Annotated in this window: 23 protein-coding genes, 1 other RNA gene, 1 pseudogene and 1 riboswitch; of the genes and pseudogenes, 15 read left to right on the top strand and 10 right to left on the bottom strand. The window is 60.2% G+C overall.

Features of this window, described 5'->3' with window-relative positions; translation table 11 throughout:
• Nucleotides 1-60 precede the first annotated feature (60 nt).
• On the bottom strand, nucleotides 61-579 hold the full coding sequence (locus ACR0MI_RS08560) for an SRPBCC family protein (protein WP_170614309.1): 519 nt from the start codon (nucleotides 577-579) through the stop codon (nucleotides 61-63).
• Between the two features lie 160 nt (nucleotides 580-739).
• Between ACR0MI_RS08560 and ACR0MI_RS08555 the strand changes: the two genes are divergently transcribed.
• A complete protein-coding gene (locus ACR0MI_RS08555) occupies nucleotides 740-1,828 on the top strand; it encodes a CaiB/BaiF CoA transferase family protein (RefSeq protein WP_170816948.1) in 1,089 nt (362 codons plus the stop codon).
• A gap of 82 nt (nucleotides 1,829-1,910) precedes the next feature.
• On the opposite strand, the gene hemE is transcribed toward ACR0MI_RS08555, so the two are convergent.
• Nucleotides 1,911-2,945 (bottom strand): uroporphyrinogen decarboxylase, encoded by a 1,035-nt coding sequence (gene hemE / locus ACR0MI_RS08550; protein WP_170614307.1) that lies wholly within the window; start codon nucleotides 2,943-2,945, stop codon nucleotides 1,911-1,913.
• 107 nt (nucleotides 2,946-3,052) lie between these two features.
• On the opposite strand from hemE, the gene hemC reads away from it, so the two are divergent.
• Entirely contained in the window at nucleotides 3,053-4,012 is a 960-nt protein-coding gene (gene hemC / locus ACR0MI_RS08545) for a hydroxymethylbilane synthase (RefSeq protein ID WP_170614306.1), read from the top strand.
• Nucleotides 4,013-4,260: 248 nt separating this feature from the next.
• Here the strand turns inward: hemC and ACR0MI_RS08540 are convergent, their stop codons facing one another.
• The 3 genes from ACR0MI_RS08540 to nudC are packed head-to-tail and all read right to left on the bottom strand — an operon-like array spanning nucleotide 4,261 to nucleotide 6,260.
• Nucleotides 4,261-4,749: a GNAT family N-acetyltransferase gene (locus ACR0MI_RS08540; RefSeq protein WP_170614305.1), complete on the bottom strand. Its 489-nt coding sequence runs from the start codon at nucleotides 4,747-4,749 to the stop codon at nucleotides 4,261-4,263.
• A 21-nt stretch (nucleotides 4,750-4,770) separates the two neighbouring features.
• Nucleotides 4,771-5,238 (bottom strand): SRPBCC family protein, encoded by a 468-nt coding sequence (locus tag ACR0MI_RS08535; protein WP_170614304.1) that lies wholly within the window; start codon nucleotides 5,236-5,238, stop codon nucleotides 4,771-4,773.
• Nucleotides 5,239-5,276: 38 nt separating this feature from the next.
• Nucleotides 5,277-6,260, bottom strand: a complete 984-nt coding sequence (nudC, locus tag ACR0MI_RS08530) for an NAD(+) diphosphatase (RefSeq protein ID WP_170614303.1) — start codon at nucleotides 6,258-6,260, stop codon at nucleotides 5,277-5,279.
• Nucleotides 6,261-6,437: 177 nt separating this feature from the next.
• Here nudC and ACR0MI_RS08525 point away from each other — a divergent pair, with 177 nt between their 5' ends.
• The 3 genes and pseudogenes from ACR0MI_RS08525 (at nucleotide 6,438) to ffs (ending at nucleotide 8,456) form a co-directional block, all read left to right on the top strand.
• Nucleotides 6,438-7,844, top strand: a complete 1,407-nt coding sequence (locus tag ACR0MI_RS08525) for a metallophosphoesterase (RefSeq protein ID WP_480854120.1) — start codon at nucleotides 6,438-6,440, stop codon at nucleotides 7,842-7,844.
• An 18-nt stretch (nucleotides 7,845-7,862) separates the two neighbouring features.
• A pseudogene (locus tag ACR0MI_RS08520) lies at nucleotides 7,863-8,204 on the top strand (5'-nucleotidase C-terminal domain-containing protein); the annotation flags it as partial.
• Between the two features lie 153 nt (nucleotides 8,205-8,357).
• Nucleotides 8,358-8,456: signal recognition particle sRNA small type (gene ffs, locus ACR0MI_RS08515), an RNA gene on the top strand.
• Here the strand turns inward: ffs and ACR0MI_RS08510 are convergent.
• Nucleotides 8,456-9,364, bottom strand: a complete 909-nt coding sequence (locus tag ACR0MI_RS08510; protein WP_170614302.1) for an alpha/beta fold hydrolase — start codon at nucleotides 9,362-9,364, stop codon at nucleotides 8,456-8,458. The two genes, ffs and ACR0MI_RS08510, sit on opposite strands and share 1 nt — an antisense overlap.
• A gap of 165 nt (nucleotides 9,365-9,529) precedes the next feature.
• Nucleotides 9,530-9,750, top strand: a riboswitch (cobalamin riboswitch).
• An 87-nt stretch (nucleotides 9,751-9,837) separates the two neighbouring features.
• Between ACR0MI_RS08510 and ACR0MI_RS08505 the strand changes: the two genes are divergently transcribed.
• Entirely contained in the window at nucleotides 9,838-10,245 is a 408-nt protein-coding gene (locus ACR0MI_RS08505; RefSeq protein WP_170614301.1) for a hypothetical protein, read from the top strand.
• Between the two features lies 1 nt (nucleotide 10,246).
• Here the strand turns inward: ACR0MI_RS08505 and ACR0MI_RS08500 are convergent, their stop codons facing one another.
• Nucleotides 10,247-10,750 (bottom strand): phosphatase domain-containing protein, encoded by a 504-nt coding sequence (locus ACR0MI_RS08500; RefSeq protein ID WP_170619272.1) that lies wholly within the window; start codon nucleotides 10,748-10,750, stop codon nucleotides 10,247-10,249.
• A gap of 170 nt (nucleotides 10,751-10,920) precedes the next feature.
• Here ACR0MI_RS08500 and ACR0MI_RS08495 point away from each other — a divergent pair, with 170 nt between their 5' ends.
• The 5 genes from ACR0MI_RS08495 (at nucleotide 10,921) to ACR0MI_RS08475 (ending at nucleotide 15,017) form a co-directional block, all read left to right on the top strand.
• Complete coding sequence (locus ACR0MI_RS08495; RefSeq protein WP_480440849.1) at nucleotides 10,921-12,681, top strand: DNA polymerase III subunit gamma/tau; 1,761 nt, start codon at nucleotides 10,921-10,923, stop codon at nucleotides 12,679-12,681.
• A 95-nt stretch (nucleotides 12,682-12,776) separates the two neighbouring features.
• The gene (locus ACR0MI_RS08490; RefSeq protein ID WP_170328851.1) at nucleotides 12,777-13,121 is read left to right on the top strand and encodes a YbaB/EbfC family nucleoid-associated protein; all 345 of its coding nucleotides are present in this window, start codon (nucleotides 12,777-12,779) and stop codon (nucleotides 13,119-13,121) included.
• A gap of 61 nt (nucleotides 13,122-13,182) precedes the next feature.
• Entirely contained in the window at nucleotides 13,183-13,776 is a 594-nt protein-coding gene (recR, locus tag ACR0MI_RS08485) for a recombination mediator RecR (protein ID WP_170614298.1), read from the top strand.
• Between the two features lie 67 nt (nucleotides 13,777-13,843).
• Nucleotides 13,844-14,407 (top strand): histidine phosphatase family protein, encoded by a 564-nt coding sequence (locus ACR0MI_RS08480; protein ID WP_170614297.1) that lies wholly within the window; start codon nucleotides 13,844-13,846, stop codon nucleotides 14,405-14,407.
• Between the two features lie 121 nt (nucleotides 14,408-14,528).
• The gene (locus ACR0MI_RS08475) at nucleotides 14,529-15,017 is read left to right on the top strand and encodes a hypothetical protein (RefSeq protein ID WP_170614296.1); all 489 of its coding nucleotides are present in this window, start codon (nucleotides 14,529-14,531) and stop codon (nucleotides 15,015-15,017) included.
• Here the strand turns inward: ACR0MI_RS08475 and ACR0MI_RS08470 are convergent.
• Nucleotides 15,014-15,655 (bottom strand): ribonuclease T2, encoded by a 642-nt coding sequence (locus ACR0MI_RS08470; RefSeq protein ID WP_170614295.1) that lies wholly within the window; start codon nucleotides 15,653-15,655, stop codon nucleotides 15,014-15,016. The two genes, ACR0MI_RS08475 and ACR0MI_RS08470, sit on opposite strands and share 4 nt — an antisense overlap.
• 130 nt (nucleotides 15,656-15,785) lie before the next feature.
• On the opposite strand from ACR0MI_RS08470, the gene ACR0MI_RS08465 reads away from it, so the two are divergent.
• Nucleotides 15,786-16,547 (top strand): DUF1013 domain-containing protein, encoded by a 762-nt coding sequence (locus ACR0MI_RS08465; protein WP_170614294.1) that lies wholly within the window; start codon nucleotides 15,786-15,788, stop codon nucleotides 16,545-16,547.
• Between the two features lie 51 nt (nucleotides 16,548-16,598).
• Nucleotides 16,599-16,988, top strand: coding sequence for a hypothetical protein (locus ACR0MI_RS08460; RefSeq protein WP_170614293.1), 390 nt, complete (start codon nucleotides 16,599-16,601; stop codon nucleotides 16,986-16,988).
• Nucleotides 16,989-17,043: 55 nt separating this feature from the next.
• On the opposite strand, the gene ACR0MI_RS08455 is transcribed toward ACR0MI_RS08460, so the two are convergent.
• On the bottom strand, nucleotides 17,044-18,075 hold the full coding sequence (locus ACR0MI_RS08455) for a permease (RefSeq protein WP_170614292.1): 1,032 nt from the start codon (nucleotides 18,073-18,075) through the stop codon (nucleotides 17,044-17,046).
• Nucleotides 18,068-18,376: an ArsR/SmtB family transcription factor gene (locus ACR0MI_RS08450; protein WP_170614291.1), complete on the bottom strand. Its 309-nt coding sequence runs from the start codon at nucleotides 18,374-18,376 to the stop codon at nucleotides 18,068-18,070. Before ACR0MI_RS08450 ends, ACR0MI_RS08455 begins: the two co-directional genes overlap by 8 nt.
• A gap of 136 nt (nucleotides 18,377-18,512) precedes the next feature.
• Here ACR0MI_RS08450 and pdxR point away from each other — a divergent pair, with 136 nt between their 5' ends.
• Together pdxR and xsc are read left to right on the top strand one after the other, a co-directional pair.
• Complete coding sequence (gene pdxR / locus ACR0MI_RS08445; protein ID WP_170614290.1) at nucleotides 18,513-19,973, top strand: MocR-like pyridoxine biosynthesis transcription factor PdxR; 1,461 nt, start codon at nucleotides 18,513-18,515, stop codon at nucleotides 19,971-19,973.
• Nucleotides 19,974-20,201: 228 nt separating this feature from the next.
• On the top strand, nucleotides 20,202-21,977 hold the full coding sequence (gene xsc / locus ACR0MI_RS08440) for a sulfoacetaldehyde acetyltransferase (protein WP_170614289.1): 1,776 nt from the start codon (nucleotides 20,202-20,204) through the stop codon (nucleotides 21,975-21,977).
• Nucleotides 21,978-21,979 lie beyond the last annotated feature (2 nt).

Here is a 21,979-nt window from a genome sequence, read left to right as displayed (position 1 = left end):
CTGTGGTGGCAGCGACCCATCCGTGCCGCGCCGTTACCGAACAGACCATTTACAAACGGATCAGTCCCGGCCCGTCAAGCGCCCTAGCCACCCTTTGCCGCTTTCACCATCCCTGTCTTTCGCTGTTTCTTCTGCCGGGCCTTCGAAATGCGCTTGCAGGTTTACGAAGAACTGATCTGCCATTTTCTTGGCAAACCCGTCGATCAGACGGCTGCCCAGTTGCGCAAGTTTGCCACCGACACTGGCATCGACGTCATAGCTCAGAACTGTGCCGCCCTCGGCGTTTGGCTGAAATGTCACCGTGGCGCGGCCTTTGGCGAAACCCGCCGCGCCACCCTTTCCCTCACCGGCAATGGTCAACCGCTCGGCCTCGACCATGTCCGACATTGTAATGACGCCTTTGAACGTCGCCTTTACCGGGCCAACCTTCTGCACAACCGTGGCCTCGTAACCGTTCTGCGGATTGCCCGAAACCTCTTGCGCGCCACTGACACAGGCTTTCAGAACCTCCGGGTCAAGCAACGCGGCGTACAACTCTGCCGGCGATGCCTTGATTTCACGGGTATCACTCATCTGCATGGTCGCGGACCCTTTGTCGTTTCTCTGACGGTTCTCACAGACCTAGCGCTGAATAGTGGTGGCAGGCAAGCACGCCGGATTCGAAACGCGCCCGCCCGGCAACTCCGACCTTGCATTTTTGTGGCCTTCCCGGAATTTTGCGCGACAACGGAGGACAGTCATGCTGCACGGAATACGCGTCATCGAAATCGAAGCGCTGGGACCTGGCCCATTCGCGGCCATGCTGCTGGCGGATCTTGGGGCGGACGTCATTACCATTCACCGCAAGGGCGGGGCTGTGACACCCGGAATGCCGGAACGTTCGCTGCTGGATCGTGGAAAGCGCTCTATCGATCTGGACCTCAAAAATCCCGACGACCTTGAAACGGCCAAACACCTGATCGCCTCGGCCGATGCGCTGATCGAAGGATTTCGCCCCGGTGTCATTGAAAAACTGGGCCTCGGCCCGCAAATCTGCCTCGCCCGGAACCCCAGGCTGGTTTACGGCCGCATGACCGGATGGGGACAGGACAGCCCGCTGTCGGGCGACGCTGGCCACGATCTGAACTATATCGCCCTGTCGGGCGCACTCTGGTACGCCTCTGCTCCGGATCACCCGCCGCAAACACCGGCAACGCTGGTCGGCGATATTGGCGGCGGGGCGATGTATCTGGTCGCCGGCGTTCTGGCCGGACTGATCAATGCGCAACGAACCGGACGGGGCACCGTTGTCGATGCGGCCATCTACGACGGATCTGCCCATATGATGAACCTGCTGATGAGCCTAAGCCAGACCGGCAACCTGTCAGACACCCGCGGTCAAAGCCTGCTGGACGGTCCGCATTGGAGCCGCACCTATCGCTGCGCCGATGGTGGCTTTGTCTCGGTTCAATGCCTCGAACCGAAATTCTACGCTATTTTCCTGAGCGTTTTGAATCTGTCCGGGGATCCGGCTTTCAAGGAACAATTCAAGCCACAGCTCTGGCCCGACCAGACGCGGCGGCTGAGCGCCATATTTGCCGACAAACCCCGCGATCACTGGGCAGACCTGTTCAATGGCACCGACGCCTGCGTTGCCCCGGTCCTCAGCCCGCAAGAGGCACAGAACCACGAGATGAACCTCGCCCGCCAAACCTGGCAGGAGGTTGACGGAACCCTACAGGCTGCTGCGGCGCCGCGGTTTTCAAACGCCAATTGGCAACCCGGCCCCAGCCCTGCTCGCGGTGAGCACACTGGGGAAATCCTGGCCGAACTCGACAACCTGCGCTGATCCGCCCCTTCATCTGGCCGGAAATATCCCGGGGGATGAATTGGCCGAAGGCCAAGAAGGGGGCTGGCCCCCTTGGCCGTCGTTACCGACCGCGCACCGTGTCGATCATCAGTTGCACGTTGTCCGGGATTGCGTCCGGCGTGATCCCATGCCCAAGATTGAAAATGTGCGGCCCATTCGAGAAGGCCTCGACAATCCGCCGCGTCTCATCGACCAGCGCCTGCCCACCTGTCACCATATGCGACGACGCCAGATTTCCCTGAACGCATCCATCGGCCTGCACATATTCTGCTGCCCATTCGGGCGACACGGAATTATCCAACGCGACACAATCCACACCGGTGGCCTTGGCAAAACCGACATAGCCGTCCCCTGCCTCACGCGGAAAACCGATGATAGGGATGCCCGGGTGACGTTTCTTGATGGCCTTCGTGATAACCCGACAGGGCTCAAGGGCGTATTTGCGGAACGCTTCACCCTTCAGCGACCCGGCCCAGCTATCGAAAATCTTGACCACCTCGGCCCCGGCTTCGATCTGGGCGGAGAGGTATTCGATCGTGGCCAGAGTGATCCGATCCAGCAGCACTTCGAACAAGGCAGTGTCACCTTCACGCAGCGCATGGGCTGGGCCCTGATCCGGTGTCCCGCGCCCGGCAATCATGTAAGTTGCCACGGTCCAGGGCGCGCCAGCAAATCCGATCAGCGTGGTTTCGGAGGGCAGTTCCCGCGCCAGAATCCGAACCGTTTCGTAGACCGGAGACAGGGTTTTGTGGATGTCCTCTACCGGCTTCAGAGCGTCAAAATCGGACTGCCGCGTGATGGTCGACAGGCGCGGCCCTTCACCCGTGACGAACCACAGGTCGGCACCCAGCGCCTGTGGCACCAGCAGGATATCGGCAAACAGAATGGCTGCGTCGAACCCGTAGCGGCGGATCGGCTGCAAAGTGACCTCGGCGGCCAGTTCGGGGTTGTAGCACAAGGACAGGAAATCCCCTGCCTGCGCCCGTGTCGCGCGATACTCCGGCAGATACCGCCCTGCCTGACGCATCATCCAGATCGGCGGCACGTCCTGTACCTCGCCCGACAGCGCCCGCAGCAGTTTCTTTGTCTCGGCCATATTTGTCCCCAATCGTCCGGTTTGCCGCAACGGGTCTGCCTTCGGCGGCAATTTGTCAAGCTCTGCCCCCATTGTCAGGGCAATGTGACGCGACTAAAGCTGTGCGCATGACATTGACTCTGCCGACCCCCGCATCGCCGCTGAAGATTGGAACCCGTGGCTCGCCACTGGCGCTGGCGCAGGCCTACGAAACCCGTCAAAGACTGCGCGATGCGTTTGATCTACCCGAAGAGGCGTTCGAGATCGTGGTCATCAAGACCACCGGCGACAATCGCGCCATGATCGACGCGGACCGCCCGCTGAAGGAGATCGGCAACAAGGGCCTGTTCACCAAGGAAATCGAAGAGGCGATGCTGCGCAGCGATATCGACATCGCCGTGCATTCGACCAAGGATATGCCGGTCGAACAGCCCGCGGGACTGGTACTGGACACGTTCCTGCCGCGCGAGGATGTTCGCGACGCTTTCATCTCGCCGGACCTGAGTTCCATCCATGACCTGCCCGATGGCGCCGTGGTCGGCACGTCGTCGCTGCGCCGCAAGGCGCAATTGCTGAACCGGCGGCCTGACCTGAAGGTTGTCGAGTTCCGGGGCAACGTTCAGACCCGGCTGAAAAAGCTGGGCGACGGGGTGGCGGACTGCACCTTTCTGGCCATGGCCGGACTGCGCCGACTGCAGATGGACGACGTCCCCGCCACGGCCATTGCGCCCGAGGACATGCTGCCCGCCATCGCGCAGGGCACCATCAGCATCGAACGCCGGGCGTCCGACACCCGTTCGGCTGAAATGCTCGAAGCCATCCACCATGCCGAGACAGGACAGCGCATGTCGGCGGAACGCACGCTGCTGGCGGCGCTTGACGGTTCCTGCGAGACACCGATCGCCGGCCTGGCCGAAATTCTGAATGGGCAACTTCGGCTGCGCGGAGAAGTCCTGCGCCCAGACGGGTCAGAATCAATCGCCGAGGATGTAACCGGAGATGTTGCAGACGGTGCGGAAATGGGTCGCCAGATGGCAGCGAGACTGCTGCAACAGGCCGGACCGGGCTTCTTCGACTGGAAAAAATGAAAAAAGTTTTAACAATGTGAACTGCTTCACTGTGAGCCTCGAAGTTTATCGGCATTACAGTGACATACCGATCAGCAAGGCGGGTCAGTTTCGAAAGTATCGAAAGATTTTCTGGTTGCTGGTGTTTTAAGTGGTTTTCGAGGGGGCGAAACCGATCCCCGAACTCTGATCGGTAAGGGCCGCTGTCATAGCCTGACAGCGGCCCATTTTGTTTTGCGATCCTCACCAGCTAATACGATCAGAAAAAGTCAGCTCAATGACTGGCAGTCTGACAGAGTGAACGACTTCGAAATCGCGCCGGACAACCTGCGGTATTCGGTGAAGCCCATTGCACCATAGTAGGACAACCCCCCAACATTGGTTTCCCCAATGGTGGCATCTATCGCAGGCAAGCCGACTTCCTGCGCAGCCCGCAAAGTGGATCTGAACAAGGCCCGTCCGATTCCCTGCCGGGCCGATGACGGGTTGATATGCGTGCCAATAATGCCCAGCCCCTCAGCGACCTTGTACGGATTGCCTGCAGTTGCAAGCTTCAAAGACTGGAACCCCAATACTGTTCCCCGGGGGTCGATGGCGACCGAACACGGGATCTGCTGAGGGTGGCAAAGATAATGCGACAGCGCAAAGGCCGCATCCGATGGTTTGCTGCGTTGTCCGGCAAGAACAAGGGCCTTCAGAACGACGGCCAACCCCTCGGCATCGTCCGCAACGGCGGGGCGAATGGAATAGCTGCTCAATCTATGCCTGCAAGTTTTCCGTCATACACCGTGTGCATGCCGCTCTGCCAATTCACGGGCAAATTCGCTCAGGCGAATCTGAAACTGCCGGCGGAACCGCGATTGTCCCAGCTTCAGGGACTGAAGCATCAGGCGGGCCGGTAGTGACTTCGCAGCAAGCGACATTTCGACACTCAGCCGGGTTTTGCGTTGGGACAGGGCAAGAAAGTCAACCGATGTCACCCCTTTCATACCTTTGCTGGACATCTCAAAGCACATGCGGGACGGGGTATCGCAATCGGTCATCTGTATTTCGACCCGACGCGGTTTTCCCCGCAAATTGAAATCCGTCAGCCAAGTGGCACCAGCGGTTATCGGGGCCTGTTCGTTCAGTCGCCGTACTTCGACACCCCGGCGCATGGCCATCCGCTCGAACCGCTCAAAATCCGCGACCATGTCGAAAACCGCATCAATCGGGGCCTCGATATCTTCGCGCGCTGAAAACTGCATGTCCGCCCTCGGTGCCTTTGCTTTCGTTCAGTGTCTCGTCAGTCAAGAGTGTCTGCAAGCCAGTTTTGCAGCAGAAAATGCGCAATGGCGCCTTTTCGGGCCGGCAACAAGACCGGATGTTCTCCGGCAAAGGCGCGCATCATTTCCGATTTGCTGACCCACATCGCGTCTTCGATCTCGACCGGATCAATCCTGAGTTCGCGGGACAGGGCCTCACCCGCGCAGCCGAACATCAACGAGGCCGGAAACGGCCACGGCTGGCTGGCCAGATAGTGAACGGCACCAACCGGCACGCCTGCCTCTTCCATTACTTCGCGCCGCACGGCGGCTTCCAGCGTTTCACCCGGTTCGACAAATCCCGCAAGCAGCGAGTACATGCCTTCGGGCCAACCCGGAGACCGGCCCATCAGGACCGAGTTTCCATGGGTAATCAGCATGATCACCACAGGGTCGGTGCGCGGAAAATGCTGCCCGCCACAAGTGGGGCAGCTGCGCTGCCACCCCGCCTGTGCAATTTCACTGGCAGCCCCGCAACGCGCACAGAACCGGTGCGTTTCATGCCAGCCAATAACGGCCTTGGCCGCTGCCGCAAGCTCGGCATCGCGGGCGCTCAGCCGCGTCATGATCCGGCGCAATTCGGCAAACACGTACCCGTCCGGCAGGTCCGGATGCTGCTGCTCGGACCGGTCTACAAAAGCACCGATATCCGACAAATCCTGCCCATCCGCCGACCAGTCCGATATATCCGCCGCAAAAATCGGTGCATCGTCTTCACGAAGGCCCAGAAATACCGGGCCTTCCACAACCCCTCCGGGACCTTCGCGCACCAGGCTATGTGCCATCGCAACCAATCCAAGCCGGTCCAGACCTTCGCCCTGCACCAATATCTTGCCACGCCAGACCAGCAGGCATTCGGCGCGTGAATCAGTTTTCATCTGTTCCAGCCTGTCCGAATCTCCCCGGAGATGCGCTGCGCGATCCAGGCCCGAGCCGCCAAATGTCACTGTTTCCGCGTTTTTCATTGAATATCCTCAGGGTGTTGCGCACAGGGCTGCCACGACTGCCGAGTTGTTGCAATGCCAATTCATGAACACCGGGACGTGGCAATGCCGCTGAATGGTCCCACCGGCGCCAAGTTATTTGCACTTACTCATTCTTTTAGTGAACATGGCTTAGATTAAATTGCCCAAAGTAGAAAATTGCACCCGACCACTGTTTCATCTCAGCGCCAACATACTTCAGCCGGTCGCATTCGGATTTTGGCCACGACCGATCTGCATATGAATCTGACAGGGTTCGACTATCACGCGGATGAACCGGATCCGGCGCGGGGCTTCACCCGAACGGCCAGTCTGATCCGCGCCGCCAGAGAAGAAGCGCAGAAAGACGGAGCACTGGTATTCCTGTTCGACAACGGAGATGCCCTTCAGGGAACGCCGTTTGGCGATTGGGCGGCAGAGCAGACTGATGACAACCACGTGTTGATGCAGGCCTTCCGGGAACTTGGCTATGACGCAATCGGACTGGGCAACCATGATTTCGACTTTGGCCTGCAAACGCTGAATCGCGTTCTGGACGGCGCACCGTGCCCGGTGATTTGCAGCAATGCCCGGCAATTGACCACCGGGGCCAAATGGAATGACCGCGCTATACTAAAACGCTCTCTTCTGGTTGACGGCGTCGAAACACCGTTTCGTCTGGGTCTTTTGTCGATCCTGCCGCCGCAAACGGCGCAATGGAATGCGCACCGGGTACAGGATGTGGTCGTGTTCGAAGATATTCTGGAGGCCGCGCAAAAGACGGTCGAGGCCCTGCGCACGGACGGCAGCGATGTGATTGTCGCCCTGGCGCATTCGGGCCTTGGACCTTCGGAACCCGCGCGCGGAATGGAGAACGCCGTCATACCGCTGGCCGCGATCGACGGGATCGACGCCATTGTTGCAGGCCATACGCATCTCACACTTCCCGGCAAGGATCACGAAGGGCTGGATCATACGGACGCAACCCGGGGGCATGTACATGGCAAACCGGTTGTCATGCCTGGCGTCGCCGGGACGCATCTTGGCATCATTGACCTGCATGTGCAGAAAACCTCTGCCGGGCGATGGAAGGTTGTCGGGCAGCAGGTTAAGCTGCCGCCTGTTCTCTCCCGGCACGGGAACGGAGCGGTATCCGAAGACCCCGGAATGCAGCATCTGTTCAGTTACGGCCACGAAGAAATCCGTGCGCTGGCCTCAAGACCCGTGGGCCACACCGGTCAAAGCCTGCACAGCTATTTCAGCTTTTGCGCACCAGATCGGGGCCTCGCGCTGGTCGCCAGCGCCCAGGCAGCGGCATTGAACCTCCATCTGGACGAAGACCTGCGGGGGCTTCCACTGTTGTCCGCTGTTTCGCCCTGCAAGTTCGGAGGCCGCGCGGGACCGCGCTCCTACACGGAAGTACCGCCCGGAAAGGTTCGGTTGCGCAATGTTTCGGATCTTCATTCTTTCCCGAATGAACTGCGCGCCGCGCTTGTCACCGGCGACATGGTCCGTGACTGGCTTGAAATGTCGGCGGGCATTTTCAATCAGGTGGATGCAGGAGCTGTCCGCACTCTGACCGATTAAACACGGGCCGGGCATAACTTCGATGTGCTGTTCGGCCTGACCTATCGGATCGATCTTTCCCAGCCGGCGCGTTTTGATTCTCACGGAATGCTGGTCGATCCCGCTGCAAACCGTGTCCGCGAGATTTGCTGCGGTGGAATCCCTGTTGAACCCACCCAGAAATTCGTTGTGGCCCTGAACAGTTACCGGGCCAGCGGCGGCGGACACTTCCCTGTTGCGCATCAGGCCCGGCAGATCAATCTGCCGGCCTTACCCATCAGGCACGTCCTGCGCGACTATCTTTCGGGGGGATTACCGGGCGACCCGATGCAATCTGCGCCCTTCCCCTTCAGCCTTGTCCGGCTTCCCGGGCACGCTTAGATTCTGAAAACCGGGCCGGGAGCAAGGGCGCATCTTTCCGAACTGGACGCATACGATCCGCATGTGCTGGGGCATGACCCGGAAGGCTTTCTGCGGATCAGACTGTCACTCTGACGGGTTGTCTTCCTGGCGCAACTTCCCTATATCGACGATTGAGAGGTTGGCGCGGGCGAGCGCCTCGCCAACCTGGTCAGGTCCGGAAGGAAGCAGCCACAACGAGCCCCGCTTGGGTCGATGTCCAACCTCTCACTTCATCCCGCAATCGTCACATCTTTCCGGTCGGAACGGACTTGCTGCTCCGCAGACTCGATCAGCCTCGGCCAGACCGCTTTGTTTTTGCGCGCAAAAACACCAATGTGGCCAATGGATTTCAGCCCGAAATCCTTTGGTTCAAGCACATGACGGTTGGCGTCCGGGCCGTATAGCTCGGCCAGCCTCCAGACCGCATTTTCAGGCACCATCTGGTCGTCCGAAATCGCAAACAGGTCAACCGGACCACCGGCCCGCGGCCAGGTCGCTGCGGGCAGGCTTTGGCCAATTTCAGGCAAATAGCTGTTCGGCGAGGTGCACCATTTTCGCCATTGCCAGTAGACCTTTGACGGCAGGTCCGAGCCAAACCCAATGGCCTTGCCGGGCAGATACCCCAGCATATGAACTGCAAAAGGCGCATGACCGTACCAGAAGATTCCGGCCAGCCCCCTGTAGGGCCACGGATGATCCGACAACGTAACCAGGCCTGAACACACACAAATCATCCGGTCGACCTGATCCACATCCGATTGCAATGGCCCAAGCATACCCCCCAGCGAATGACCAATGGTCCACTGCCGCGCACTTGGGAATCGCCGCCGCATCTCGGCCCGGGCCGCGGGAATATCGACCAGCGCCCAATCGGACATGGTGACACGCGAATCCTTCAGGCGCCCCGATAACGATTTTCCGAAATCGCGGTAATCATAGGTGAGGCAGGCAATGCCCTGCTCTTCCGCCAGCCACCGGGCAAAATGCTGATAATAGTCCTGGGGAACGCCGGTCGCGCTGTTCAGAACAACTACGATATCAGGCGCTGCAACAGGCAGGTACAGGCGACCCGACAGCATCGCCGTCCCGGCGGGAAATCGTATGTCTTCGGTCAAGACCCGTTCCTGTATGTCCAACATCTCATGCTCCGCTCTCAACTGAACAGTTCAGTTCACCTATCTGTCAGGCCAGTCGCCCACTCAAGTCAACCCGGTGCAAACATGACCAAACGTCCGCTTTCCCGACCACGCATCGGACCAAATGCCTCGGCCCGCGCTATGCGCTTGACTCGGGGACCCGGAAACCGCTAGCGATGAGGCGATGGTTTCCGCGCCCTTTCCGGGGCCGGGATGAAAAGGGAACACGGTGCGGTTCTGTCTGGCATTGCCGGAAGGAACCAAGGCCGAGACTGCCCCCGCAACTGTAAGCGGTGAGCAATGCCGAAACACCACTGGCCGAAGGGCTGGGAAGGTCGGCAAAGCGATGACCCGCAAGTCAGGAGACCTGCCATCGATACTGAAACCGAAACTCGGGCGGGGTGTCCGGGCAGGTCCTGATGGCATAGCCCCGTCACACCTGATCCTTGCCCCGCGCCGCGCGCGGAGGGCGCATTATGATCTGGAAGACAAGGACACACGAATTTTCTGCCACTGTGTGCCAGCGCACCGGCAAACCCTGTCCGGCACTGGCGCAAATGGCGCGGGCTCTGACGCGCGCCGTGGCAAGCGCCGGCCCGGCCGCAACCCCGCAATTCGCCGTTGAAGGCAGCAGCGAGCTTGCCCATTGCCCCGAAGGGTGCATGGCCCGGTTCCACGCGCGGCCAGACAAAATCCGGGTGTTTTGCGGAACGAATGAGGAAACTCCGGGCGACAGGTTGGAGGATTATGCAGACATGATGTTCTGCGCAGAGTTCCGTGCGCTGCCGTCCGCAATTCTGTCGGACCCGCCCTGCGCCATGCTTGAAGCTTCGGCCCTGGCAGGTCGCCAAGTGGCGGCCCAGACCGGACATTTGTCGGCCTAAGCTACGGGTCCGCGCTGGCCGGAATCAATTGCGTGGCCCATGCCAGTTGTGCATCTGTTTCAACCGCACAGGGCCGCACCGCCCTCAACCGTTTCAGGGCTGCACCCGGTTGCTCGCCGCATTCGACCATCAGGCGCAACACCACCATTCCGGACCGGCCACAGCCGCCCCGGCAATGCACCAGAATGCGCCCGCCCCCTGACAGGGCATGGCGGACGGCCGCGCTTACATCGGGCCAGCGCGCGGTCACGGCGTCGGGGGGTGCACCGAAATCTTCGACCGGCAGATGGACCCAGCGGCAGGCGCGCGCCTGAATGTCGGTTCCGAAGTCACGCGCGCCGTCCTGCAGCATCTCGACTTCGGTCGTCATTGAAATGACAAGACCGGGCTTCCAGTCGGAAATCGCATTCAGGTCCTGGACATATTTACCCCCACGCCCCGGCATTGATGTCAGGGCCAGAGTACCTCCTCCGACCTGCAGCGCATGAATAATCATCTGAGACATGCAACGCGCCCTCCTTAATCGTTACGCACAAGAATCCGGTCAAAAATGCTTTCGCCTTCATTTTTACGCGCATCCCGAAGCATTCCCAAATGAATTTCGCGAACCGGCTGTGGACGCAGGCGGCGGCGCACTCTACGCTGCACTTCTGATACGAATCCGACAGAGCAGAAATGACCGACACGCCAAGCCCCGCTTATCAGGTTCTTGCCCGCAAATACCGCCCGGAAACCTTTGCCGACCTGGTTGGTCAGGATGCCATGGTGCGCACCCTGAAAAACGCGTTCGAGACAGACCGGATCGCGCAGGCCTTCATCATGACCGGCATCCGCGGCACCGGCAAAACGACGACGGCGCGGATCATCGCCAAGGGCATGAACTGCATCGGCCCCGATGGCGACGGCAAACCGACGACCGAACCCTGCGGCCAATGCGAACATTGCGTGGCGATCATGGAAGGCCGCCATGTCGACGTGATGGAGATGGACGCCGCCAGCCGCACCGGCGTGAACGACATCCGCGAGATCATAGACAGCGTCCGCTATCGTGCCGCCAGCGCACGCTACAAGATCTATATCATCGACGAGGTTCACATGCTCTCGACCAGCGCGTTCAACGCGCTGCTCAAGACGCTTGAGGAACCGCCCGAGCATGTGAAATTCATCTTCGCGACCACCGAAATCCGCAAGGTTCCGGTGACGGTCCTGTCGCGCTGCCAACGCTTCGACCTGCGCAGGATCGAACCCGAGGACATGATCGGTCTTCTGAACAAGATCGCCGCCGCCGAGGGCGCCCAGATCGCAGAGGACGCACTGGCGCTGATCACCAGAGCGGCCGAGGGTTCAGCGCGTGATGCAACTTCGCTGCTGGATCAGGCGATCTCGCACGGGGCCGGGGAAACCAGTGCCGATCAGGTCCGGGCGATGTTGGGTCTGGCGGACCGGGGCCGCGTCCTGGACCTGATGGACATGATCCTGCGCGGCGACGCGGCGGGAGCTCTGACAGAGCTAAGCGCTCAGTACGCCGAGGGCGCCGACCCGCTTGCCGTGCTGCGCGACCTGGCCGAAATCACCCATTGGGTGTCCGTGGTCAAAATCACGCCGGACGCGGCCGAGGACCCGACCGTTTCGCCCGACGAACGCGCACGCGGACAGCAAATGGCCGAAGCCCTGCCGATGCGTGTCCTGACCCGCATGTGGCAAATGCTGCTGAAAGCACTCGAAGAGGTCTCAGCCGCGCCAAACGCCATGATGGCGGCGGAAATGGCCGTCATTCGGCTGACCCATGTGGCCGACCTGCCAAGCCCGGAAGAACTGATCAAACGTTTGCAGGACGCACCTCCACCCACGCCGAACGGAGGCCCCGGTGGCGGCATGGCCGTACCCTCGCACGCCCCGGTACAACCTCAGGCATCGGCAAGGTCTTCCTACGTTTCCGCTCCACACGGTCCCGCCGGCGCGCCGACTGCGGCCCTGGCACAGGACGTCCAAACTGCTCTGGCGCGCTATCCGACCTTCGAACATGTGGTCGAACTGATCCGGACAAACCGGGACGTAAAGCTGCTGGTCGAGGTCGAAAACGGTGTGCGGCTGATGTCCTACTCACCGGGCCGGATCGAATTTACGCCGACCGATCATGCCCCGACAGACCTTGCCCAACGGCTGGGTACGGCGCTGCAGCGCTGGACAGGCAATCGGTGGGCCGTATCCATCGTGGCAGATGGCGAAGCCGCCACGATCGCCGAGATCCGCGATGCGGCCGACCTCGCGCTAAGGTCACAGGCCGAGCAGCACCCGCTGGTTCAGGCGGTACTCATGCAATTTCCCAAGGCGCGCATCAAACGGATCGAAACCCCGGAACAGCGCGCCGCCAAGGTCGAAACCGAGGCTCTGCCCGAGGTCGAAGACGAATGGGACCCGTTCGAAGAGGACTGAACATCTGCCTGGAAGACAGGAGGATGCCCATGCCCCTTGTGTCACGCAGTCACCCTTCGTATTTAGGCGTCAAATCGATTTACAGGAGAAACCCGATGCTCAAAGGTTTAGGCGGTCTGGGCGATATGGCCAAGATGATGAAATCCGCGCAGGACCTGCAGACCAAAATGACCGAAATGCAGGAAGAACTGAACAACCTCATGGTTGTCGGCGAATCCGGCGCCGGTCTGGTCAAGGCCACCGCCACTGCCAAGGGCGAACTCAAGGGTCTGGACATCGACCCGTCGATCTTCAACGGAGACGACAAGGAAGTGGTCGAGGACCTGATCCTGGCCGCCATCAAGGACGCGCAGACCAAGGCCGCCGAGCGCTCTCAGGCGGAAATGGCCAAGCTGACTGAAAGCATGGGGCTGCCGGCAGACATCAAACTGCCGTTCTGATCTTCATCTTTTCCAAAATACTCCCGCCGGAGGCTCCCTTCGGTGCCAAACAGGACAGGCCGTGAGTTCGAACAGCGACATCGACAACCTGATCGACCTGATGGCCAAGCTGCCGGGGCTTGGCCCGCGCTCGGCCCGCCGCGCGGTGCTGCACCTGATCCGCAAACGCGCCCTGCTGCTGACACCGCTCTCGGACGCAATGCAGCAGGTCGCCGCCACCGCCCGCGAATGCCTGAATTGCGGCAATGTCTGTACCGCTGACATCTGCGACATCTGCGACAGCGAGGCCCGCGCCACCGGAGAGCTTTGTGTCGTCGAGGATGTCGCTGATCTTTGGGCGATGGAACGTGCCGGTGTCTTCAAAGGCCGCTATCACGTTCTGGGCGGTACACTTTCGGCCTTGGACGGCGTCGGCCCGGACGAGTTGCGCATACCCCGCCTCAAAGACCGCGTGACGGCCGAGGGCATCACCGAGATCATCCTTGCCCTGAACGCCACAGTCGACGGACAGACCACCGCCCACTACATTGCCGACCAGTTGGAGGGACAGGTCCGCCTGACCTCACTTGCGCAGGGTGTGCCAATTGGGGGTGAGCTGGATTATTTGGACGACGGGACGATCACGGCGGCGCTGAGGGCGCGGAAAGAACTGTAAGGTCACAGAACCTGCCCCGAGAACATTTTTGAATCATGCTTTGATTTTCCAGAGTTGTGCGTAACTTATGAGCAGATATCCCGATCTATTCGTACTGCGACACGGCCAAACCGAGTGGAATACTCTTGGGAAATTTCAAGGCCGCAAGGACTCTCCGCTGACCGAAACGGGCAAGGCGCAGGCGCGCACTCAGAACCAAATTCTCTGCGGCATTCCGAACACACCGTCTCGGGTCGTCGTCAGCCCGCAAGAGCGCGCGCAGCACACGGCTCGGCTCGCGATTGCACCCCATCTTCAACTGGAAACTGACCACCGCCTTCAGGAAATCGCATTTGGCCAATGGGAAGGTGTAACCAAGAACGTCATCAGGTCGCAGATCGACTACGCTTACGAAAGCTATTTGTGGTTTTTTCGCAGCCCTGGCGGTGAGAGCTTTGAGGAGATATCGACAAGAGTCCGATCCTTTCTGGATGAGCAAGAAGAACCCTCAATCATTGTGACCCACGGTGTAACTTCTTCGGTGCTAAGGGGGATCTGGCTGGGCCTGGATCAGGAAGATCTGCTTAAGCTGCCTCGCACACAAGGGTGTGTCTTCCATCTTTCCAACGGAACGGAAACGATACTTCGGTAGAGGCGGCTGCAGTATTATCCGACACGTGCCTGCTGCACGCTTTCTGATCACAGCCTTTGGTTATGCGCAAAACTGCGCTAAGGATATCCAAACACTACCATTTTAGCTGGAGCGTTCCCCGATGACCCGCCTTCTCGCCTTCACCTTTGCAGCTTTCACCGCAACCTCCGCTCTGTCGCAACAACTTGTCGACAAAGGCTTTGTCGAGGGCTGGAACATCATGATGGACCCCGCACTTGGCAACGGGTGCCTGATCCAGACGATCTATCAGGATCTGTCGGTCGTGCGGCTGGGCTATGATGCGTTGGGCGATCGCGGATACTTCACCGTCTACAACAAGGCATGGGGCGATATCGAACCGGGGAAAAACTATCCGATCCGGTTCGATCTGGACGGCAAGAGCTTTGACGCCACCGCCATCGGGTTCAGGCAGGATCGCGTGCCAGGGGGGACGGTGTTTTTCACCGACCGCAACTTTGTAAACGCGATTGCGCAGAACAGAACCATGACTGTCTACAACCCGGCAGGTGAGCGTGTGATGGCAATCGACCTCAAAGGCACGGCCAAGGCGCTGGAGTATGCGCGGGACTGCCAGAACAAGAAGCTCTAACGAATCGGATCGAACAAGGCGTCCTTGGCGGTGCAATCGCGGATCACATCCCGTCCGCAGGGCACCGGTTTCAGGTCGCGCGACAGACACAGGCGGACCTCTTCGATGTAACCCTGTTTGCAGGTCACGGTGATCATATCGCGTTCAAGACCGGGGTTTGCTTTCACAAACGCGTCCTCAACGACCGAGGCGGGCAGTTTCACCGACGCATCCAGTTTACGAAACACCGGTGGGCGTTCAACGCGCTCATAGGCTTGGCGGGACAATGCGAAATAGTCAGTCGCGCTGAGGCCCGTACAGGTGCCGTGCTTTTTCCACTGATGCCACGCCAGACCGGAACTGCCCTGAATGTCTTCCATTTCCCGGGTCATGCGGCGCGTTGGCGGTGACTCTGGCGTGCGGCAGTAGGCTGGCCAACCCTGATGGTATTGCGGCCAGAGACCATGCAAAATCCAGCCGTGATCATGCCGCGCATCGCATTGGTCCGATCCGCGCGCATCGCCTTCGCGGGCGCACCAGTTGGGCGACCAGCTGAGCGCCAGTACGTAATAGTCGAACTCACCCGCCTTTTCGCCGTCGGCCAGCGCCGCCATTGAACCGAACACCCACAAAACCAGCCCCATAATCCATTGGCGCATTCGCCTCTTCCCTTCTTGCCTTCCGGCGACTATATACGGGCCAAGTTCCCCGACAACGGAAACCTGCCCCAACACCAAGGGGCCGCCGAATTCCGGCGACGGGAAAGATGTATTTATAGGAGATGGGCTGATGGCAAAACCGCTTATGGCCAAGGCAACAGCCGTATGGCTGGTGGACAACACCACGATCAGCTTCAAGCAGATCGCTGATTTCGTAGGAATGCACGAGCTTGAAGTGCAGGGCATCGCGGATGGCGATGTTGCTGCTGGCGTCAAAGGGTTCGACCCCATCGCCAACAACCAGCTTACCCAGGAAGAAATCGACTCGGCGCAGAACAACCCACTGCACAAGCTGAAGCTCAAGTTCAATCCCGCCGCCTCGGGCGAGGAAAAGCGCCGCGGCCCGCGTTACACCCCGCTGTCCAAGCGTCAGGACCGTCCGAACTCGATCCTGTGGCTGGTCAAATTCCACCCAGAACTCAGCGATGGTCAGATCGCCAAGCTGGTCGGCACCACCAAGCCGACCATCCAGTCGATCCGCGAGCGTACCCACTGGAACATCGCCAACATGCAGCCGATCGACCCGGTTGCGCTGGGCCTGTGCAAACAGTCCGAGCTGGACGCGATCGTTCAGAAGGCCGCCGCCAAGAAAGCCGCCGAAGGCGGCGTCATGAGCGACGACGAACGCCGCAGGCTGGTGTCGACCGAGCAGTCGCTGGAAATGGACGCCGCGCCCAAGATCCCGACTGCCATCGAGGGTCTCGAGACCTTCTCGCTGTCCGATGACGGCGATGACAAGGAAGAGAACGAACCGATCGTGGACGCCGACAGCTTCTTCAACCTGCCCAAGGGTGGCGGCGAGGAAGAGGACGAAGACGACCTGCGCCCATAATTGACGTGTGACCCCGGCCCGACTGGTCGGGGTTTTGCTTTTGGAAAAACCATGCTGAACGTACTGTCAGCCATTTTTGGCCCGCATCGCGCTGTATCCATCTATGCTTTTGTCCAGACGAAGGGTCTGGCCATTGCTGGTGTGCTGGCCCTCATCGCCGTAACGGCAGGTTTGCTGATCCTGAATGACGACGGCGTGCACGAACACGACTCGTTTTTTGTCGCCGATGTTCTGTCCGCTTCGCCGATCAATGGCGATCTGAAGAACGGCGTCGTGGCGTCGGTTCGCCTGCCGGATGGTTCAGCGGCATCGATAACGTCGACCGAAGCTCCGATTGCACAATCCGTTGGCACCAGCGCTTGCGTCGAAAAGCGGGTTTACGTGGAAAGCGGCGAGGCGCGGTACCGGTTCAAACTGCCGCGATATTGCGAGGCTGGTTGAGCCGCCTCGACCTAATTGAAACCGCCCGGCCTGAACGCCGGGCGGTTTTTCATTTTCAGATCATCTGGAACAGTATTCCGGCGATGATTGCACCGCTGATCCCCAGACCCAGATAGGTAGCAAAGACACGGGGTTTAACCAGCGACCAAACCGCGGCCATTGCCGGGATCGAGCTGACTGCGCCTGCGATCATGAAGGACATGGCGGCACCCGCGCTCATCCCCTGTTCGGTCAGGCCGGCCAGTAGCGGCGGCGCGACGTAGGAATTCAGATAGGCAGGCATGCCAACTAGCGCCGCGATCACGATCGGCAGGACACCGTCACCACCGACAACCCGGGCGATCACGTCAGCCGGTACATAGCTGACCAGAAGCGCCTCGAGCACATAGGCCAGCGCCAGCCATTTGAGCAGGAACACACCATTGTGCACAAACTCGGACCGGAAGCGCACGCGGCGATCGGGGTCCTGCCAGAAACGCCAGACCGGTTTGTCGTCCTTCTTCGGGCCGCAGCCGCAACAACCGGCGGGTTTGTATTCACGCAGGGGCTGCGAGAAGGCGCCGTTGCGCATCAGGGCACGCACCACGAACCCGCCGAACAGCCCAAGCGCCACTGCCGCAACGGCTTTGCCTACGGCAAACGGCCACCCCAGTGCCCCGGCCGTGATCAACAGCGTTGGCGGATCGATCAGGGGTGAGCTGAGCCAGAAGGCCATAACGGCCGACAAAGGCGCGCCCAGGGCCAGAAGTCCGGCGATAAACGGGATGACCTCGCAGGAGCAGAACGGAGCCAGGCCACCAAACAAGGCGGCCAGAAAGATCATTCGTGTCTCGCGCCCCTCAAAGGCCCGTGCCACCATGACCTCGGCCCCTGTTGCCTTGAGATAGGACAGCAGCAACACGGCAAACAGGATGTATTGACCGGTATGGGCCAGCGCCTTGCCGGCAAACGTCACCACCTCGGTCCAGTTTCCGGGATCCAGAACAGCGACGGCTGCAAGAAGCGCCACGATCACTGCCCAGGGCGTTTTAATCAGATCGGCGACGGATCTGGCCGGTACCTTTGGATTTTGTGTCAGTTCAGCCATCGTTCGCGGCCTTTCCCACTTCGTCCATGCAGCACTCACTCAGAATGAACTGGGCAAGATCCCGAAGCTCATCGAAACAGGCGCGGTTAATCGTGGTGCGCCCGATCTTTTCCTGTTCCACGACACCACCGGCGGCAAGGAACCGCAGATGATGGGCCAACGTCGATGGCGCAATGCCCGTGCGAATTTGGATTTCGCCCACGGTCAGGCCCGCCTGCCCGGCGCGGACCAGGGTCTTAAGAACTTTCAGCCGGGCCTCGGACCCCATGGCTGAAAACCCTGCAGCAGCGGTTTCCCACATTTTCATCACCTCTATTAAACTAATTTTCTAGTTATTTAGGTTTATAGTTTCTTCGTGTCAACAGATTTTTGCCTAATCGTGCCACAAGATGTTAAGTCCAGATTGCCCCGCGATTAAGTCCACTCTATAAGGCCCTATGGGGATATCGGTCGACACATTCTTTCTTGAGCTGAACGGACAGGGCACGCTGCAGGCGCAAATCCAGCAGATGATTGCCGAAGGCATCTTGTCAGGGCGGTTTCACGTCGGGGAAAAACTGCCCTCGTCCCGCAAACTGGCCGCGCATCTGGGTGTCAGCCGGATCACGGTGACTTTGGCCTACACCGAACTTCTGGCAAATGACTACCTGACTGCCAAAGGGCGGTCCGGGTATTATGTCTCAAACAATGCGCCGGTGCCGCCAAAATACACTCCGGTTCAGCGTGGGGCTGAAATTGTTGACTGGAATACCGCGCTGGCGCGCCGGTTCTCCGAAGGCGATGTCCTTCCCAAGCCCAGCGACTGGCGCGATTACCGGTATCCTTTCATCTACGGCCAGGCAGACAGAACCCTGTTCGATCACGCAAACTGGCGTCTGTGCGCCGTGCGGGCGCTGGGTCACAAGGATTTTGCCTCGCTGACCGGCGACTATGTGGATCAGGATGATCCCCTGCTTATCGAGTTCATTGCCCGTCATACCTTGCCGCGCCGGGGAATCGCGGCGCGCCCAGAAGAAATTCTGATCACGCTGGGCGCCCAGAACGCGCTTTGGCTGGCCTCGCGGATACTGCTGAACAAAACACGCAAGGCGGCGATCGAGGACCCCTGCTATTACGCCCTCCGCGAACTGTTGAGCCACTCCGAGTGTCAGCTCACACCGCTGAAGGTCGACCGGGACGGCCTTTCGCCGGACATCATCCCCGACGATACGGACGTCATCTTCACCACGCCAAGTCACCAAAGCCCGACCACCGCGACCATGCCGGTGTCTCGAAGGGGCGAACTGCTGAACAGGGCGCGCCACCTAAACGCGATGATCGTCGAAGACGATTACGAGTTCGAGATGTCCTTTCTGGGCGCACCCTCACCCGCTTTGAAATCCATGGACCGGGACGGGCGTGTGATCTATGTCGGCAGCTTCTCGAAATCTTTGTTTCCCGGCTTGCGCCTGGGCTACATGGTCGGGTCCGAGCCCTTCATTCGCGAAGCCCGCGCCCTGAGATCGCTGGTTCTGCGCCACCCGCCCGGCCACATCCAGCGCACAGCCGCCTATTTCTTGTCGCTCGGGCACTATGACGCGCAGATCCGACGCATGTCGAACGCGCTTTCCCAAAGGCGGGACGCCCTTGAGAAAGCCGTAGAACAATACGGCCTGACGGTTGCCGGTCGCGGTATGTTGGGCGGATCATCGATATGGATGTCGGCACCCGACCATGTGGATGCGACACAGCTTTCGCGCAACCTGCAAAGCCAAAGCGTACATATCGAACCGGGCGAGCCATTCTTTTCCGGACCGGACCGCCCGCAGAACTTTTACCGCCTCGGATATTCGTCAATCACTTCGGATCGCATAGCCCCGGGCATCAAGCTGATTGCCGACGCAATCCGCGCGTATTAGGACGCCCGGCTTTCAAACAGAATCGCCCTGTGCCTCACCCTCCCAAGGACGCCAACGGCGCGACAGGGGACCAGCGGTACCTTTTATTGGCGAGTGATCCGACCCGACTCTGGACATATTCCGCCGCGCGTTCTGGCCCTAACGCAGCTGCCACCCTTGCGCCAAAACCATATGCAAAGGCAAGGCAAGGTGCCTGGCCCGTTCCACCTTTGCTTGGAGAGCGCACACATGAAAATGACCACGGAAGAGGCCTTTGTTAAGGTCCTGCAAATGCACGGAATCGAACACGCGTTCGGGATCATCGGGTCGGCTATGATGCCGATCTCCGACATTTTTGGAAAAGCTGGCATCACTTTCTGGGATTGCGCACACGAAGGCTCGGGCGGCATGATGGCCGACGGCTACACCCGCGCCACCGGCAAGATGTCGATGATGATCGCGCAGAACGGCCCCGGCATCACCAACTTTGTCACCGCCGTCAAAACCGCCTACTGGAACCACACCCCGCTGCTGCTGGTCACCCCGCAGGCCGCGAACAAGACCATGGGTCAGGGCGGCTTCCAGGAAATGGAACAGATGCGCATGTTCGCGGACTGCGTCTGCTATCAGGAAGAAGTGCGCGACCCCTCGCGGATGGCCGAAGTCCTGAGCCGCGTGATCACCAAGGCCAAGCGCGCCTCGGCACCGGCACAGATCAACGTACCGCGCGACTTCTTCACCCAGGTTGTTGATATCGACCTGCCCGCCGTCGTCGAATTCGAACTGCCTTCGGGCGGCGCATCCGCCGTCACCGAAGCGGCCGCCCTGCTGTCGGAGGCCAAGAACCCGGTCATCCTGAACGGCGCCGGTACTGTTCTGTCCAAGGGCGGAATCGAGGCATCCAAGGCGTTGGCCGAGCGTCTGGACGCGCCGGTTTGCGTTGGATACCAGCACAACGACGCTTTCCCCGGCTCCCATCCGCTGTTTGCCGGCCCGCTGGGCTACAACGGTTCGAAAGCGGGTATGGAGCTGATCAAGGAAGCCGACGTTGTTCTTTGCCTTGGCACCCGTCTGAACCCGTTCTCGACCCTGCCCGGCTATGGAATGGAGTACTGGCCCACAAACGCCAAGATCATCCAGGTTGACATCAACCCCGACCGTATTGGCCTGACCAAGAAGGTCTCGGTCGGCATCGTGGGCGATGCGGCCACCGTTGCAACCAATATTCTGGCGCAGCTGTCGGACACAGCAGGCGACGAAGGACGCGATGCGCGCAAGGCGAAAATCGCGGAAACCAAGTCGCGCTGGGCGCAGGAACTGACCTCGATGGATCACGAGCAGGACGATCCGGGCACCACCTGGAACGAACGTGCCCGTGCTGCCAAGCCCGACTGGATGAGCCCCCGCATGGCGTGGCGCGCCATTCAGGCCGCACTGCCGAAAGAGGCGATCATCTCGTCCGACATCGGCAACAACTGCGCCATCGGCAATGCCTACCCGTCGTTTGAGGCAGGCCGCAAATACCTGGCCCCCGGCCTGTTCGGCCCTTGCGGCTATGGCCTGCCATCGGTGATCGGCGCCAAAATCGGCTGCCCGGACACTCCGGTCGTTGGCTTCTCGGGCGACGGTGCCTTCGGCATTGCCGTGACCGAACTGACCGCCATCGGTCGTGACGAATGGCCCGCCGTGACCCAGATCGTCTTCCGCAACTACCAGTGGGGTGCGGAGAAGCGGAACTCGACCCTGTGGTTCGACGACAACTTCGTCGGCACCGAACTGGACACTAAGGTTTCCTACGCCGGAATCGCGCAGGCCTGTGGTCTGAAAGGCGTCGTTGCCCGTACCCAGGACGAGCTGACCGCAGCGTTGAACCAGGCGATTGAGGATCAGAAGAACGGTATCACCACCCTGATCGAAGCCTTGATCAACCAGGAACTGGGCGAACCGTTCCGCCGCGACGCGATGAAGAAACCCGTCGCCGTTGCCGGTGTGTCCGCGGACGACATGCGCGAACAGATCGTGTAATT

It is taken from the genome of Ruegeria sp. D4, assembly GCF_056534475.1.
The sequence above is the reverse complement of the archived record's forward strand: the minus strand, read 5'-3'. Positions and strand labels throughout refer to the sequence as shown.

Excerpts from the sequence above, each read along its gene's own strand:
- ACR0MI_RS08560 (WP_170614309.1), bottom strand. The coding sequence starts at position 579 with ATGCAGATGAGTGATACCCGTGAAATCAAGGCATCGCCGGCAGAGTTG.
- ACR0MI_RS08555 (WP_170816948.1), top strand. The coding sequence starts at position 740 with ATGCTGCACGGAATACGCGTCATCGAAATCGAAGCGCTGGGACCTGGC.
- hemE (WP_170614307.1), bottom strand. The coding sequence starts at position 2,945 with ATGGCCGAGACAAAGAAACTGCTGCGGGCGCTGTCGGGCGAGGTACAG.
- hemC (WP_170614306.1), top strand. The coding sequence starts at position 3,053 with ATGACATTGACTCTGCCGACCCCCGCATCGCCGCTGAAGATTGGAACC.
- ACR0MI_RS08535 (WP_170614304.1), bottom strand. The coding sequence starts at position 5,238 with ATGCAGTTTTCAGCGCGCGAAGATATCGAGGCCCCGATTGATGCGGTT.
- nudC (WP_170614303.1), bottom strand. The coding sequence starts at position 6,260 with ATGAAAAACGCGGAAACAGTGACATTTGGCGGCTCGGGCCTGGATCGC.
- ACR0MI_RS08510 (WP_170614302.1), bottom strand. The coding sequence starts at position 9,364 with ATGTTGGACATACAGGAACGGGTCTTGACCGAAGACATACGATTTCCC.
- ACR0MI_RS08505 (WP_170614301.1), top strand. The coding sequence starts at position 9,838 with ATGATCTGGAAGACAAGGACACACGAATTTTCTGCCACTGTGTGCCAG.
- ACR0MI_RS08500 (WP_170619272.1), bottom strand. The coding sequence starts at position 10,750 with ATGTCTCAGATGATTATTCATGCGCTGCAGGTCGGAGGAGGTACTCTG.
- ACR0MI_RS08495 (WP_480440849.1), top strand. The coding sequence starts at position 10,921 with ATGACCGACACGCCAAGCCCCGCTTATCAGGTTCTTGCCCGCAAATAC.
- ACR0MI_RS08490 (WP_170328851.1), top strand. The coding sequence starts at position 12,777 with ATGCTCAAAGGTTTAGGCGGTCTGGGCGATATGGCCAAGATGATGAAA.
- ACR0MI_RS08480 (WP_170614297.1), top strand. The coding sequence starts at position 13,844 with ATGAGCAGATATCCCGATCTATTCGTACTGCGACACGGCCAAACCGAG.
- ACR0MI_RS08475 (WP_170614296.1), top strand. The coding sequence starts at position 14,529 with ATGACCCGCCTTCTCGCCTTCACCTTTGCAGCTTTCACCGCAACCTCC.
- ACR0MI_RS08470 (WP_170614295.1), bottom strand. The coding sequence starts at position 15,655 with ATGCGCCAATGGATTATGGGGCTGGTTTTGTGGGTGTTCGGTTCAATG.
- ACR0MI_RS08465 (WP_170614294.1), top strand. The coding sequence starts at position 15,786 with ATGGCAAAACCGCTTATGGCCAAGGCAACAGCCGTATGGCTGGTGGAC.
- ACR0MI_RS08460 (WP_170614293.1), top strand. The coding sequence starts at position 16,599 with ATGCTGAACGTACTGTCAGCCATTTTTGGCCCGCATCGCGCTGTATCC.
- ACR0MI_RS08455 (WP_170614292.1), bottom strand. The coding sequence starts at position 18,075 with ATGGCTGAACTGACACAAAATCCAAAGGTACCGGCCAGATCCGTCGCC.
- ACR0MI_RS08450 (WP_170614291.1), bottom strand. The coding sequence starts at position 18,376 with ATGTGGGAAACCGCTGCTGCAGGGTTTTCAGCCATGGGGTCCGAGGCC.
- pdxR (WP_170614290.1), top strand. The coding sequence starts at position 18,513 with ATGGGGATATCGGTCGACACATTCTTTCTTGAGCTGAACGGACAGGGC.
- xsc (WP_170614289.1), top strand. The coding sequence starts at position 20,202 with ATGAAAATGACCACGGAAGAGGCCTTTGTTAAGGTCCTGCAAATGCAC.